The organism is Rhodospirillales bacterium, from assembly GCA_028824295.1.
Lineage (GTDB): Bacteria > Pseudomonadota > Alphaproteobacteria > TMED109 > TMED109 > VXPW01.
This window is the reverse complement of record JAPPED010000001.1, coordinates 78,040-91,950: the sequence shown is the minus strand read 5'-3', so window position 1 is coordinate 91,950 and position 13,911 is coordinate 78,040. Positions and strand designations below refer to the sequence as shown.

The window sequence follows — 13,911 nt, the reverse complement described above, 5'->3', positions numbered from 1 at the left end:
CGGCCGTCTTCGAAGTCAGCCGCATGTCAGCTTGGCATACTCTTCAATCATCAGCCGGCAGATTTTGCCCGGCTTGTAGGTGTGCTCGCCGATTACTGACACCGGCGTGACCTCGGCTGCAGTACCGGTCACAAAAACCTCCTCCGCCCGACTGATTTCTTCGGGCATGATCACTTCCTCGATTACCTCGATTCCATTTGCCTTGGCGATCCCGATAGCCGTGCGACGGGTAATTCCATCCAAAAAGCAGTCCGGCACCGGTGTGTGAATGACACCATCCCGCACAAAAAAAATGTTGGCGCCCGTGGTTTCCGCAACCCGCCCCCGATGATCAAGCATCAGTGCGTCGTCGTAGCCGTCACGCTCGGCGGCGTGCTTGGCAAGCGTACACGTCATGTAGAGCCCGGCGGCCTTTGTGTTTACGGGCGCGGTTTCGGGGGACGGACGCCGCCAGTCAGCAAGCGCCAAGCGGATCCCCTTCAAACGGGCTTCCGGCGAGAAATAGGACGGCCATTCCCATGCAGCCACTGCGATATGGATGGTGTTGCGTTGGGCTGAAATCCCCATCATTTCACTGCCGCGCCACACCACCGGCCGGACGTACCCATCGACGATTCCGTTGGCCTCAAGCACAGCGTGCCGGGCCTGGCTGAGTTCCTCTCCAGAGCAGGGGAACTCCATCCCCAGTGTGGTGGCGGAGTGGATCAAGCGATCCGTGTGCTCCTGCTCCTTAAAGATTTTCCCGCCGTAAGCCCTCTCGCCTTCAAACACGGAACTGGCGTAATGCAAGGCGTGGCTGAGCACGTGAAGCTGCGCGTCACCCCAAGGCAGCAGTTTGCCGTCGAGCCAGAGCTGTCCGGGCAGTCGGCCATAATCTTCAATCATGGGAGGTGCCCCACAGGAACCGCTGGTACCGTTCCGGAAAGGACCGCATCGTAGTACCTTACCGCTAGAAACGTCAACATGGCTGACGCATTTATGTCGGACTCCGCTACACGTGCAATCGCAGAACGCCTTTTCTTCGGCTATCGCGCATTTACCGGCGATGCGGATCGCGTCCTGGCAAGTCGCGGCCTCGGCCGCGCGCACCATCGAGCGCTCTATTTCATTGAGCGGGCCGGAAGCATTCCCGTGCACGAGTTGCTGGCGACGCTAGGAATCACCAAACAGGCTCTGACCAGGGTGCTGCGCGAACTCATGGAGGCAAGACTGGTCGAACGGCGGCGGGATCCAACTGACGGACGACGGGGCATTCTGACCCTAACCGACGCTGGGCGCGCACTTGAGCTGTCCTTGCTGCATGCGCAACGAGCACGAATTGAATCTGCCTTGCAGCATGCTGGCCCAAGCGGCAGCGCTGCGGTTCATGCGTTTCTCGAAGCGCTCATGGAGCCGGATGACCGGGAACGGATTGGAACGACGCTGTGAGTGGTTCGCTGCAAGCCAAGACCAGATCAATCGATTCCAGGTTGCTTGTCGTTGACGATGATTCTCGGTTGCGAAATCTCTTGCAGCGGTATCTTTCCGGGCAGGGGTATCTCGTTGATGTCGCTCGAAATGCCAGCGAAGCAAAGGAACGCCTGAAGGGAATAGCCTATGACCTGATCGTGCTTGACGTAAGCATGCCGGGCGAAGACGGGCTCACCTTCGCGCGTTCGCTGCGGACGATGGGTAACGTGCCCATCCTGTTTCTGACCGCACGGAAAGAAACCAGGCACCGGATAGAGGGACTGGAAGCGGGAGCGGACGATTACATGGGGAAGCCGTTCGATCCGCACGAGCTTTCGTTACGTGTCGCCAGCCTCCTGCGCCGCGTCAAATCGGACACCCCTCCAGGATGGGTGCATTTCGGCGAGTACCGTTTTGACCTTGAACGCCGTCGCCTTTGGAATCGTTCGGGACCGGTCATGCTCACCGCGCGTGAGGGTGAAGTGCTGGTGCATTTGGCCAGGGCCCTTGGCAAACCGGTAAGGCGCGACAAACTGGGGCACGAGAGCTCACTTGGGGAGCGGAGCGTCGATGTCTGCATTAACCGTCTTCGCCGGAAGCTCGGTGAGAACGCCCGCTCAGCTCGTCACATCATCTCAATTCGTGGCACCGGTTATGCGCTTCGCGCGAGCCCCTGATGAAGCTCTTGCCATTTGAGCGGCCTAGTCTGGAAGTACGGCGGGTACTGCCACGAGGGTTCTTTGGACGGGCCCTTGTCATCGTCGCCGTGCCCTTGGTACTCCTGCAACTGCTCCTTGCGGCAATCTTTTACGAAGAACACTGGGAGGAAGTCGGGCGCCAGCTCGCATACCAGTTCGCCAATCAGCTCAACTCGATCAGCAAACAGATCGCCAATGCCCCCGAACAGGCCCACGCGGTCATCAGCCAAAGTCAAGAGGCTTTCAACATCCGACTTCACTTCGAGCCCGGCGTAACGTTGGACTCGGGCCGCCTGCACCCGGCTGACAGCTACCTGGACTATGCGCTGGAACGAATGCTCGGCAGAAGGCTCGATTATTCATACCGGTATGACACCCGATCGCATGATGACGCTGTGGAGGTACAAGTGGGGCTTCCTTCAGGTGTTCTGACCGTCGTCGCGCCGATCGAGCATGTGTCGAGTTCCACGACCAATATCTTTATCTCTCTGATGATCGTGAGCTCGGTTCTCGCGTTCGTGCTGGCCGTCTATTTCTTGCGGCAACAGGTCCTTCCCCTTCGCGCTGTTGCCAGAGCAGCTGAACGCTTCGGTCGTGGAGATACGCGCGCCCCCCTTGTTGTTCGAGGTGCCACGGAGGTCCGGAGAGTGGCACAGGAATTCCTGACAATGCGGGACCGGATCCAGGCTCAAATCGAACAACGCACCGAGTTTCTGGCGGGCGTAAGCCACGACTTGCGGACTCTCGTCACACGGCTTCGTCTACAGCTGGAACTGCTGGGTGACACCGAAGACCGGAACAGCATGAAAGCCGATCTCGACGAGATGGAATTCATGATTGAATCGTATCTCGCATTTGCGCAGGGAGAAGGGGAGGAGGCCCCTGATAACGTCGACCTGGCAGAACTGTTGCGCAACGTCGTCGCGCGATTGGACGATGGTTGCGGCCGCATCGAACTCAGTCGGTGCGAGCCAGTACGTGCGCGGGTTCGGGCAGGAGCAGTCCGTCGGGCCATCACCAATCTCGTAGAAAATGCATTGCGGCAAGGGCATCTGCTGGAAGTCAGCCTGACGCAACAAAAGGACGGTGCCCATATCGTGATTGATGACGACGGACCAGGCATTCCTGCCGAACATCGTGAAGAAGCCTTCAAACCGTTCCGGCAGCTCGACAACGGGAGGATGTCTGGAGGTACGGGCCTTGGGCTCACGATTGCCCGGGACATTGCTCGAAGTCACGGCGGCGAAATCGAGCTAGCAGACTCGCCTGCAGGGGGATTGCGCGCCCTGTTCCGAATCCCGCTGTAGCTCCGTTAACGCCGATCGTCTTGGCGACAAACGAATGAATACGCCCGCGCATCTGCTCATGGGACTCGCAGCCTGCGGTCGGCCCGGCATGAAGTCCAGAAACGCTGCGGCTTTCGCCGGCGCTTTCCTTCCCGATGCCACCATCATCGCAATGGTGCTTTGGCAGGGGTGGGTGGTGGGTCGAACAGGTCAGCAGATCTTTGGTACGGACTATTTCTCGGAATTCTGGCAAGAAATCTTTGCGATCTCGAACTCGATCCCGATTTTCCTCGCATGCGCAGCCTTTGGGCTCCTGACGAGGCACTGGTGGGCTGTTGCCTTCGCGGGGGCCGCGATTCTGCATGTGCTCACGGACATACCACTCCATGCAGGCGATGGTCATCCGCCGTTCTGGCCGTTTTCCGAGTGGACGTACATGAGTCCGTTCTCTTACTGGGATGTTCGTTACGGGGCCGCGGTGCTGGCTCCCGCGGAATTCCTGCTCTGCGCAGGGCTCTTCATTTGGCTTTGGAGGACCTACCGGGGCGTCCTGGCCCGCGCGACCATTGGAACCTGCTTGGCTATCGAAGCACTGTTCGTGTTCGCTGCAGAAGCCGTCTATGGGTTGTGAGCAAACGAGTTCGGGACCATCCCGAGCGCCGGGTTGGGAAGGAGCAGGGATGTCTCCGTCGCCGAAAGAGGGCGGCTTCAGACGCATCTTATTTGCGCATAATGAGGATTATGACAATTGCTGATGTTTCTCACTATAATCACTTAAGCAGTTGTTCTGTTTTTCATATTGGAATTCATATTGCCGTCCGCAGAACGCTCACAAGGTTCGCCGGATCGTTTCCATACGTCGCAGCGCGCGCCATCCCTCAGGGCCCATCGGCCTGCCGGCCCCAGCGTTGGATGCCACCCCGCTCATGCGATAGCGCGTCCTCGCACGCGTCCGGGAACTTGCCACCGGCTAAGCAATCACAGCAGCGCAAAGGAGCACCTAGGGGCGGTCCCGGCGGCACGCGCAAGAGCGGCTTGTGGGCGGAAGCTGTTGCAGCCAATGCGGCCGCAACGCCGTCAGCCCTACTGCCTCCCCCGAAGCCCGTCCGGTGAGACTGCCAACAACTTCCTGGGGGTCACGCAAGATGAGCTACCTCCGAGACGGACAGTCGACCCGCCTGCAGAAACGACTGGGGATGATTGGGCCCGGCGAATCGGGTTGTCCTAGCAGTAGTGGCGCGATAAGGTCATACGGTGTCACCTTTACGTGGAGTGGATATTCGGCCGCGACCACCAAGCTAACGATAGTTCACGCCTCTCGTAGGATGGCAAAGGCGCCTGATTCCCAGGCATTTCGACCAACAAGGCGATTGACGACATGCAGAAACTGACGCGAGACGCCATACCACCCATCGGAATCATCGCACTAGGCCTTGCCCTCCTCCTGATCCCGCCCCGTTACGCGACGGCCCAAGACAGTCCCGTCAGTATTGGCGGCGCGCTGGGAGTGAACTGGGTGTATGGCGACTACGACGGCCGCCGAGGCGAAAACCTTGGGGACGTGGATCTAGAGATTTTCCGCCTCAACGCAGACCTCAACCACAACGGCCTCATCGGCAGGGTGGAGTACCGGTGGTACGACGGTTACAGCATGATGCACACGGCATGGCTGGGGTATCAAACGGACGACTTTGGTACGGTTCGGGCCGGTATCGTGCGTGTCCCCTTCGGCCCCGGCGACTACGGAGTGTCGTCGAGTTGGTACTTCGACCAGCACTTTTACGTCGGGCTCATCGATGACATGGATCTTGGAGTCAGATGGACGACGTCCGTCGGCGGCCTGGACATTGACCTCGCCTACTTCTTTCGGGATGAGGGACACTGGGACGGCGAAAGCCTCGACAGCTCCCGGTACAATTACGATCCCGTAACCAGGATTTACGAAGACATCGGTGAGGCTGGCTTCAAAGAAAACGGACAGTTAAATGTACGGGTTGTTTACCCGATGGCCGGCGGCGGAGACATTGGAGCGTCCCTCCAGTACGGACAGCTCGAAGGGACAAACATCGACGACAGCGGTGCCAATCATTTCGCTGCCTCTGTACACGGAACGACCTCCTTCGGTGACCTGAAGCTTGTTTCTCAACTGTCGTATTACAAGTACGACATCACCGATGATACGCCTTGGGAAACCGGCGACCTCATCCTCGTTGGTGCATATGACTACACCGACCTGATCGCGTCTGAGGGGTGGATTCCCTCCGTTTCGCTTCGGTACGGCGGCATTGATGCGTCAGAGTTGTCGTGGCTCGATAGCGTTACACCATACGTCGAATGGAGTTCGATTCTGAAGGCAAACGACGAATTCAACAACAGTTCATTGTGGACAATCGGCGCCTCGTGGTACTGGGGTGGTGTGTACGTATACACCGACCTCGGGTTCTCCGACGGCAACTGGTTCGTCGGACAAAGTGGCGACTTTGGCGCCAACGCAGACACCGACTGGGAGAAGCGGTTCAATATCAACGTCCGCTATTACTTCAACTTGTTCAAGTGATCACGCCCAAACCCCGTGGATGCAAGGTCTAAGGGGGCGAGTTCCGGAAACGATTGGAGTCCGTGCCATCAGGGTTGTCGAGGTCGGCTCGCCTACCCAACCAGATGAACCCGGCGGCAAGTACTCGAGTGCCGCATGGCCCACTGCGTTCGTTGCGGAGTCCAAAGCGGATATCGGCGGGCGAGCATGAGCCAGAAGTTGGCGGACGCATGTCTTGTCACCTGCTGCGGGTCCCCGACGGGAACGTTCTCCCCAACACCCCATGAAGGACGTCCGGCAAACCGCCTGATCAACGGAGGATCGAATCGACCGCCTCCCGGCACGAGCACGGGGAGTGCAAAGGCGTTGAGTGCGTGTCATGAGCCCAATTGTCTCGCCGCTCCGCGAACAGAAATCACCCGAGCTAAATGGGACCAGGCAGTCATTACACCGGCAACAAGTGCCGGGCCCCATCTCGACGCATGACAGACCGTTATCGGACCTGGACCACCACATTCGGAAGATACCCCGCACGCTCCAGCTTCTGGACGAACACGTCCGCCTCCTGGGCAGATGAGAACGGTCCGAATCGCACGCGGTGCCACAGGCGATTCGTGCTCGTGTGGATGCTGGGGTCACCAAACTCCGACAACTTCCAGGCAAGCCGCTGGGCATTGTCGGGAAGTCGAAAAGCGCCCACCTGGACGTATACGCGACCCATCCTGGCCGGCATCACGGGTTCATGTGCCTCCTGCTCCCGCTGTAGCGGCTCCGTCAGGAGATGCGGACCGCTGTCGATCAGCTCAAGGCGAACCGGGGCCACCCCGACTTTCTCCACGCCAAGCAACTGGGCTGACCGGCGAGAGAGATCGATGATGCGATCTCCAACGAACGGCCCTCGGTCATTGACCCTCACCACGAGCTGGCGACCGTTGTCGAGATTGGTAACCCGCACCTTGCTGGGCAACGGCAAGGTCTTGTGCGCGGCAGTCAGGGCGTACTGATCAAAGATCTCGCCGTTGGCTGTCCGTTTGCCGTGGAACTTTGGTCCGTACCACGAGGCAAGCCCCTCAGCTCGATAGTTCGGCTGAACCTTGGGTGTGTACCTTCGACCTGCAACGGTATAGGGCGCTCCAACCTTGTAGATTCCGCCGCTGCTGGACACTTGCGGCGTGTCCTGCGGCGTGCTCTGCGGGATCCCCTGCCGCATCACCACGGGAGCAGGCTTGCTGCACGCTGACATCAACAGCGCAGCGCACACGAACATGGTGAAAGCCGCTGCAAGACGCATCTCAGAGCCCCCGGGCGATTCGGTCCGAAAGGATTCCCACGGCAGTCGCATAGAAGCTCGACCGGTTGTACGTCAGCGTAACTCGGAAGTTCTCGTATACGAGGAATGCATCTCCGTGCGGGTAATCCGGGGCCACCACGGACGCCACCAAGGCCCGGGAAGGAAGGTCGGTTCCGTTGACCCGCCGAACACCCAGCGTCTGCCATTCGGGAATCGTGCGAGTAACGTCGAGACCAATCAAATCAGGATCAAAGCCCGAGGGAAGTTTGACCCCCCTTCCCCACGTGATGTCATCCCGCCAGCCGTGACGCTTGAGGTAATGCGCAATGGACGCGAAAACATCAGCTTCCGTCGTCCAGATATCCCGACGCCCGTCGCCATCGTAGTCCTGTGCAAAGTTGCTGAAGCTTGTGGGCATGAATTGGCTTTGTCCCATCGCGCCGGCCCATGATCCGAGCATGGAAGCAGGTTCCATGCGTTCCCGCTCCATGATGCTGAGGGCTTCCAGGAGCTCGCCTCGAAAGAACTCCTGCCGTCGGCCGTCAAAGGCGAGTGTCGCCAGTGCGCCCAGCACCGGAAACCCTCCGGTGATCTTCCCATAGTGGGTCTCGATACCCCAAATTGCCAGAATGAAACGCGGCTGAACCCCGTATGTCTCGCTGACCTGCGTCAAGAGGTTTCGGTAACGCCGACCCATTTCGCGCCCTCTGTCGACACGCTCGTCACTGATCACCCGATTGAGGTACCAATCGAGGGTTACGTCCCTTTTCCACTGCTTGCGGTCGAGCTCCAGCACACGCGGGAGCGGGCCCTCCAGATCTCGGAGAGCAGCATCCAATACTGACCGCCCTACCCCGTTGGCCAATGCTTCGGAGCGCACGCCGTCGAGCCAGTCAACAAAGGGCTCCGCAGCCACGGGGCTGGTCAACAGGAATGCCGCGGCGGCGGCGGACAGCGCGAACTTCATGAGTTGAGCCCGATTAACACACCGGGATTGAGAATTCCGGCCGGGTCCAGTTCCTTCTTCGCTGCCGCGAGTGCGCATCCGAAGAGTGCTGGACGCTGTTTCGTGTACCACGGCAGGTGATCGCGCCCCACCGCATGATGATGCGTGATCGTCCCGCCCGCAGCCAATATTGCTTCGCTGGCCGCTGCCTTGATCGTTTGCCAGGCTTGGATGGCACCGCCGTTCGGCGCTTTCGCGTGGAACGTGAAGTACGGTGCGGGACCGTCGGCATAGACATGCGTGAACCGGCAAGTGACATGTCCCGGCGCACCGGTTACCCGAAGAATTGCGTCTCCAATGCTGTCTCTGACCGCGCGGTGCAATTTCGGAAACTGGTCCCACGTAATCGCCGTTTCGACCGCATCCACGATAAATCCATGGGCAATCAATGTCTCTCGAACGAAGGGCGCGCCCATGAAGGCTTCTCACCAGGTACTCGCCGCGCCACTTCGGTTAGGGGCGTCCCTACTGCTCTCGTCGGAGATCCCACCGAATTCAGCGGCGCACTGGAGTGCCTCTTCCATCCATGCATCAACCCGATGGTTCGCGCTCTCAAATCCCAGTACCAGCAGATGACGACTGCCGTTACCGACGCCTGTGAGCCGCGCTTCTTCCGCGTCGATCACGCGGCAATTCGCCGGCCACAAGCCCGCCTGAACCACTCCCTGGGCAGCGTTGGCCGCATCCGGGAACTGTTCGAACCATACGGCGGCGCTTCGTCGATAAACGGGCCGCGGCAGCACGCGCATCCATGCAGACGTAATGACGCCAAGTGCCCCCTCCGATCCAGCGAAGAGACGATCGGGGCTGGGCCCTGCTCCCGAACCTGGCAACCGACGAGTTTCCAACGTTCCGCGCGGGGATACGACCCGAAGTGATTCAATGGAATCCTCGATATGGGTCTGCAATGTCGCAAAATGGCCGCCGGACCTGGTCGCGATCCAGCCTCCCAGTGTCGAGAACTCAAAAGATTGCGGAAAGTGCCGAAGGGTCAGACCATGCGGCTTGAGTTGTCGTTCCAGCACGGGCCCGAGAGCGCCCGCTTCGATACAGGCAGCACGGGCTGCGGTATCCACGTCGGTCACGCGGTTGAGTTTCCGCAAGTCCATGCTGACCGTGCCGGCGAACCTTTCGCCCACGGCAGGCTCCACTCCTCCGACCACGCTCGATCCTCCGCCAAAGGGGATGACTGCCACATCGGCGTCGGAGGCCCAGTCCAGAATGGCAACTACATCGTGTTCGTTTCGCGGCCACATGACGAGATCCGGAGCACATTTGAAGTCGTGATCAAACGCCCGGACATAGTCCGGGAACGACTTTCCGTACGTGTGCGCGGCCCGAGCATGCGTGTCGGTAGACGCAATGCTGACAAGAACAGACGGCGGTTGAATTCGCGGGTCAGGCAGCGTTACGCAATCAAGCGTGGGCCACCGCATCTCCGTTCCGGGACTGACCCGGGTAAGTTCGGACACTCTTGCAACCGTGGCTGCGACTTCTCCGGCCTCTGGGATTTGATCCTCGTACCCCCAGCCCCAAAACTTGTAGCGGCGCTCAGACATCCTGTTGATCCCAATCTCCGAAAGCGGATCGGACACACTTCAGAAATGCGTTCTCTGAACGCCTTGGCGCCGCGAAAGGCCCCCTTAGTATGGAAATCGCCGCCGGCAAGTGAAGCCGCGCAGTTGGCAGTTTCTGGTCCGGCGCCGCGGCCCGCAAGACCGCAAGCCACCGGACGATAGCGGAGAGGATCGCGATGAAAACCACTTGGAGAACCTTGACGCTGCAGGAGCGCGAAGCTCACTTCAATCCTCGTATTGCAGTTCCGTCTGCAGACTCCTACCTCGAAAATGCGGCGACGGCCGCGGCAGCGGCCCGGGAACGGCTGGCCGGCGATTCACACTTCGACGTGCGATACGGATCCGGGGCAAAGCAGACGGTCGACATCCTCAAGGGCCCGTCAGGCGACCAGGGCGCCCCGCTGGTGGTGTTTATTCACGGCGGTTACTGGCGCGCCCTGGACAAGGACGACCACACGCATCTGGCGCTCCCCTTCGTCGACGCTGGCGCAGTGTTTCTCAACCTCAACTACGACCTTTGCCCGGATGTGACCGTGAGCACAATCGCCAACGAAATACGTGCGGGTCTGATCTGGGCGGCGCGGCATGCCGACAGCTATGGCGGAGACCCAAACCGGATCTTCCTGTACGGCCATTCGGCAGGCGCCCATCTCGCCAGCATGATGATGACGGAAACATTTCCGCCGGAAGTGATGCGCCCGGAACAGGTCTAGGGGGTGTTCGCGATTTCCGGGATTTACGAACCCGCAGTTGCACGCACACTACCGATCAACGAAGAAATCGGCCTGGATGCTGTTGAAGCCGCGCGGAACGATGTGCTGCAGCGCACTCCACATCACACTTGGCCCACTCTGGTCGCCGCTGGCGAAGCCGAACCCTCCGGCTGGGTGGAACAATCACGCGCGTTCGAGGCGCTTCTCCGCGACCACGATATCCCCGTCGAATTCGTCACCGCAGAGGGCTGCAACCATTTCAGCTTTCTCGAAATTCTGTCCGATTCGAACCACTCCCTGGTTACCAAAATGCTGCAACGGCTCGACTTCTAGTGGCTAACGCTTCGATGTGACTACGCCACCGGGGTTCATGTGGAGGTTCAATCGCCGAGCATGCTCCGGAGCATCCAGGCGGTTTTTCGTGCACTTCCACGCGCTGGGTCAGCAGAGCGGCAGTAGGTTTATTGCCACCCAGAATCGCGACGGGAAACGCCTCCCGCGTAGTGCGGGCAACGGTTTCATGCCCGGCCAGCAAGTTCGCAATGGGACTTATATCGAATACTTGACAGCTTACGCCGCCAGCCGTCGATCCGTTTCACGGATCGACGAGGTCGCTGAATGCGATCGCCCCTCGCCGTGCATCAGCGCCAATCCCCGACGCGGGATGTTGCGGGCCGCGTTCAGTTCCGCGTGATCCCCGTGGCCGCAGGCCACGCACTCGAAACTCGCCTGGGTGCGGCGCGAGGCCGCGTCCGCATGGCCACACGCGGCGCAGGTCCGGCAGGTGTGGGCCGGGTCCACCGCAACCAGCCGCGGCGCCTTGTACGCGAGCGTCGTCCGGAGACCGCTCCAGCCGGTCGCCAGGATCCCGCGGTTCAGGCCGGCCTCCTGCCGGACATGCCGGCCGGGCGTCGCCGCCGTGGCCTTCGCCGACGCGGTCATCGCGCGCGTCCGCCATGCCTCGATCACCACCGTGCCCTTGGCCAGCGACCGGCTCACCTGGTGCTGCCAGTCGCGGTGCCGTTGCGCGATCCGCCGCTGCGTGCGCGCCGGCCGTCGCCGGGTGCGCTCGCGCCGTCTCGAGCCGCGGCGCTGCCGGGCGAGGCGGCGCTGATACCGCCGCTTCCGGGCCTCAAGCCGCTGCTCAGACCTGTCTGGACAAACGACGAAATTTCTGAGGATTAGCCATAGGGATTGACGTAGGAGGAAAGCACTTCGCCACACCGGGCCGCCCGCCCATGTCCAGCGTGAATGAACTTCGTCTGCGGGAGGACCCCCTGTGGGATGCAGATTGGTTTTCACCCAGCTCGCTTTGTCCGCCGCTCCATGATGCCGTGCCAACCCGCAGTGCGGTGATATTGACGGGGCAGCGAATTGGCCAACGCCGACGCCGCTCGCCTGAGCGACGGGCTCGTGCTAATTTCGCTCCCGCCAATGCACAATGTCTTGACGGGAAAGCAGATATTGGAGGAAGACCGAACGTCGACCTTTCGATATAAGTCCCAAAATTTTCGCCCTACATTCTAGAATTGACCATGTTGGCACGTACGCCGTCTGGTTTGCGGGCGAGCCCGCGCACTACTGCAAGGAACCCCTACCATGAACACCAAGCTCGTCTCTTGTAGCTCCATCTTGCTGCTTGCCCTCACGGTCGGGTTGGCGGGCTGCCAGTCCGGTGGTCCGAAGCAGGAGTTCGGAACGTTGGCGGGCGCCATCGCTGGCGGTCTCGCTGGCTCGCAGATTGGCGACGGCGACGGGAAGCTTGTTGCTGTCGGAGTCGGCACACTCATTGGCGCAGCGCTAGGCGGCGAGATCGGCGCAAGCCTCGACAAGGCCGACCAGCTCTACGCGGAACGGACAGCCCAGAACGCGCTTGAGCACTCCCCGAGTGGCTCAGCCGTTGCTTGGTCAAATCCGGATTCCGGAAACTCAGGCACGGTTACACCACGGCCTGCAGTACTGGTCGGTGACACCTACTGCCGTGAGTTTGTCCAGGAAATCGTGATCGGCGGTGAGCTTCACACCGGCGTGGGCCGGGCCTGCCGGAACCCCGACGGAACCTGGCAAATTCAACCTATGTAAGCACCGGGGCGTGTGTCGGGTCCATGACCCGACACATGAGCACGGACAGCCTCTTGGCCGTCGTCTACCGTAGCGGTGCATCGAAGATGGCGTGTACGGACCCGATGCGGCGAGTCCCAAGGCACGGTGCCGGGTACCACCGATGGTAACACTGACGGAAGCGGGGTTCGAACGGCCATTCGTCGGTGTTCGTAGACGGGCGTGGTTTCTCTACAGCAGCCGCTGATGCGATATCACTTCCTCACAAAATGTTTATAGGTACACGGTAACGTGTTATAATAGCGCTGACTTTGTAATCGAGAAGAGATACCACTTACACTGATCCACTGATCTCCATCTTGAAGCGCTTTCTCACCGACGTGCTCCATCCGCGGTTCGGTCTCGTCAGCACGAAGCGAGACTTCCTTACGCACCTGACCGAAACTTTCTGGGGTGTGCTAGCCGGAGACTTCTGTCCGCACGGCCGGCTGAAGGCTCTGCTCGATGAACTTCGTCATGCGTCCAAGTACCGTTTCTGGATGATCGCGGTGCGGCGCATGGCGACAATCCGGTAGTACGAACGTTTGTACCGGACCTGAACATCGTTGCACGATGCGATCAACCTGCAGCAGGGTTCCGTACTCATCATCCATCCCCTGGACCACGAGCACCGGGCACCGGACGTTCGGCAAATGCTCCTCAATGCTCCAGCTTCGAAACGCCGGATCCAGCCAGATGCGATTCCAGCCAAAGAAGGTCTTGGCTCCATCAGCATGATGCCGCGCGATCCGATCTGCCAGGGCAGAGTTCATGTAGGCCTCGGCCGCGTGCTCGATGCTCGCGATCGTGAGATCCTCAACAACGACGTGGGGAGCCTCGAGGATCACAGAGCGCACGGGCAAATCCGCCGCAGCTGCATGAATCAGCGCGATTGAGGCGCCGTCACTGTGCCCTACCAGGATCACATCATCGAGGGCCAGTTCGTTGCGAAGCTCGGGCAGGCTCATGAGCGCTTCATCGTGCATGTAGGTGACAGCGCGGCCATCCTCGAGGACATCCGAGGCACCGTGGCCGTACCGCGAGTAGACCAACCCGGGAAGTCCGGTTGCCCTTGCCAGCTGCGTCGGAAAGTCTCGCCAAAGCGCTGCCGATCCAAGGCCTTCGTGCAGAAAGATCAGGACCGGCTCACGGTTCCTGCGTTCACGGGTCCAGAAGTATTCGAGACGATGGCCTGCCGCCACAACGTGCTGTACAACATCATCGAACCGAGCTGACACGACAAGTACTGCTCCGG

Annotated in this window: 13 protein-coding genes and 3 pseudogenes; 8 read left to right on the top strand and 8 right to left on the bottom strand. The window is 60.3% G+C overall.

The features are described from left to right. Positions 1–15: 15 nt before the first annotated feature. Positions 16–885, bottom strand: coding sequence for a branched-chain amino acid aminotransferase (locus OXH60_00450; protein MDE0710589.1), 870 nt, complete (start codon positions 883–885; stop codon positions 16–18). Between the two features lie 78 nt (positions 886–963). Here OXH60_00450 and OXH60_00445 point away from each other — a divergent pair, with 78 nt between their 5' ends. From OXH60_00445 to OXH60_00425, 5 genes are all read left to right on the top strand, one after another. After that, entirely contained in the window at positions 964–1,428 is a 465-nt protein-coding gene (locus OXH60_00445) for a MarR family transcriptional regulator (GenBank protein ID MDE0710588.1), read from the top strand. After that, positions 1,425–2,126: a response regulator transcription factor gene (locus OXH60_00440; GenBank protein MDE0710587.1), complete on the top strand. Its 702-nt coding sequence runs from the start codon at positions 1,425–1,427 to the stop codon at positions 2,124–2,126. Before OXH60_00445 ends, OXH60_00440 begins: the two co-directional genes overlap by 4 nt. Beyond that, on the top strand, positions 2,126–3,454 hold the full coding sequence (locus OXH60_00435) for an ATP-binding protein (protein MDE0710586.1): 1,329 nt from the start codon (positions 2,126–2,128) through the stop codon (positions 3,452–3,454). Before OXH60_00440 ends, OXH60_00435 begins: the two co-directional genes overlap by 1 nt. Before the next feature lie 34 nt (positions 3,455–3,488). Then, positions 3,489–4,064 (top strand): hypothetical protein, encoded by a 576-nt coding sequence (locus tag OXH60_00430; protein MDE0710585.1) that lies wholly within the window; start codon positions 3,489–3,491, stop codon positions 4,062–4,064. 747 nt (positions 4,065–4,811) lie between these two features. After that, positions 4,812–5,990, top strand: coding sequence for a hypothetical protein (locus OXH60_00425; protein MDE0710584.1), 1,179 nt, complete (start codon positions 4,812–4,814; stop codon positions 5,988–5,990). A gap of 472 nt (positions 5,991–6,462) precedes the next feature. On the opposite strand, the gene OXH60_00420 is transcribed toward OXH60_00425, so the two are convergent. The 4 genes and pseudogenes from OXH60_00420 to OXH60_00405 form a co-directional block, all read right to left on the bottom strand. Then, positions 6,463–6,690 (bottom strand): SPOR domain-containing protein, encoded by a 228-nt coding sequence (locus OXH60_00420; GenBank protein MDE0710583.1) that lies wholly within the window; start codon positions 6,688–6,690, stop codon positions 6,463–6,465. A 72-nt stretch (positions 6,691–6,762) separates the two neighbouring features. Further along, positions 6,763–7,050, bottom strand: a pseudogene (locus OXH60_00415) (septal ring lytic transglycosylase RlpA family protein). Positions 7,051–7,261: 211 nt separating this feature from the next. Then, positions 7,262–8,227 (bottom strand): lytic murein transglycosylase, encoded by a 966-nt coding sequence (locus OXH60_00410; GenBank protein MDE0710582.1) that lies wholly within the window; start codon positions 8,225–8,227, stop codon positions 7,262–7,264. Then, a pseudogene (locus OXH60_00405) lies at positions 8,224–9,522 on the bottom strand (FAD-binding oxidoreductase). The gene OXH60_00410 and the pseudogene OXH60_00405 overlap by 4 nt, the downstream one beginning before the upstream one ends. Before the next feature lie 497 nt (positions 9,523–10,019). Between OXH60_00405 and OXH60_00400 the strand changes: the two are divergent. Both OXH60_00400 and OXH60_00395 read left to right on the top strand, forming a co-directional pair. Next, a complete protein-coding gene (locus tag OXH60_00400; protein ID MDE0710581.1) occupies positions 10,020–10,556 on the top strand; it encodes an alpha/beta hydrolase in 537 nt (178 codons plus the stop codon). 3 nt (positions 10,557–10,559) lie between these two features. Then, positions 10,560–10,889: a hypothetical protein gene (locus OXH60_00395; GenBank protein MDE0710580.1), complete on the top strand. Its 330-nt coding sequence runs from the start codon at positions 10,560–10,562 to the stop codon at positions 10,887–10,889. 47 nt (positions 10,890–10,936) lie between these two features. Here OXH60_00395 and OXH60_00390 read toward each other — a convergent pair. Continuing rightward, positions 10,937–11,091, bottom strand: a pseudogene (locus OXH60_00390) (DNA starvation/stationary phase protection protein). Between the two features lie 35 nt (positions 11,092–11,126). Continuing rightward, entirely contained in the window at positions 11,127–11,555 is a 429-nt protein-coding gene (locus tag OXH60_00385) for a transposase (GenBank protein MDE0710579.1), read from the bottom strand. A 600-nt stretch (positions 11,556–12,155) separates the two neighbouring features. Here OXH60_00385 and OXH60_00380 point away from each other — a divergent pair. Continuing rightward, on the top strand, positions 12,156–12,638 hold the full coding sequence (locus OXH60_00380) for an RT0821/Lpp0805 family surface protein (protein MDE0710578.1): 483 nt from the start codon (positions 12,156–12,158) through the stop codon (positions 12,636–12,638). Between the two features lie 437 nt (positions 12,639–13,075). Here the strand turns inward: OXH60_00380 and OXH60_00375 are convergent, their stop codons facing one another. Further along, on the bottom strand, positions 13,076–13,894 hold the full coding sequence (locus OXH60_00375; GenBank protein ID MDE0710577.1) for an alpha/beta hydrolase: 819 nt from the start codon (positions 13,892–13,894) through the stop codon (positions 13,076–13,078). Positions 13,895–13,911 lie beyond the last annotated feature (17 nt).

Coding starts and splice junctions, on each gene's coding strand:
- OXH60_00435 (MDE0710586.1), top strand. CDS start 2,126: ATGAAGCTCTTGCCATTTGAGCGGCCTAGTCTGGAAGTACGGCGGGTA.
- OXH60_00425 (MDE0710584.1), top strand. CDS start 4,812: ATGCAGAAACTGACGCGAGACGCCATACCACCCATCGGAATCATCGCA.
- OXH60_00450 (MDE0710589.1), bottom strand. CDS start 885: ATGATTGAAGATTATGGCCGACTGCCCGGACAGCTCTGGCTCGACGGC.
- OXH60_00410 (MDE0710582.1), bottom strand. CDS start 8,227: ATGAAGTTCGCGCTGTCCGCCGCCGCCGCGGCATTCCTGTTGACCAGC.
- OXH60_00420 (MDE0710583.1), bottom strand. CDS start 6,690: ATGGGTCGCGTATACGTCCAGGTGGGCGCTTTTCGACTTCCCGACAAT.
- OXH60_00430 (MDE0710585.1), top strand. CDS start 3,489: ATGAATACGCCCGCGCATCTGCTCATGGGACTCGCAGCCTGCGGTCGG.
- OXH60_00400 (MDE0710581.1), top strand. CDS start 10,020: ATGAAAACCACTTGGAGAACCTTGACGCTGCAGGAGCGCGAAGCTCAC.
- OXH60_00380 (MDE0710578.1), top strand. CDS start 12,156: ATGAACACCAAGCTCGTCTCTTGTAGCTCCATCTTGCTGCTTGCCCTC.
- OXH60_00445 (MDE0710588.1), top strand. CDS start 964: ATGGCTGACGCATTTATGTCGGACTCCGCTACACGTGCAATCGCAGAA.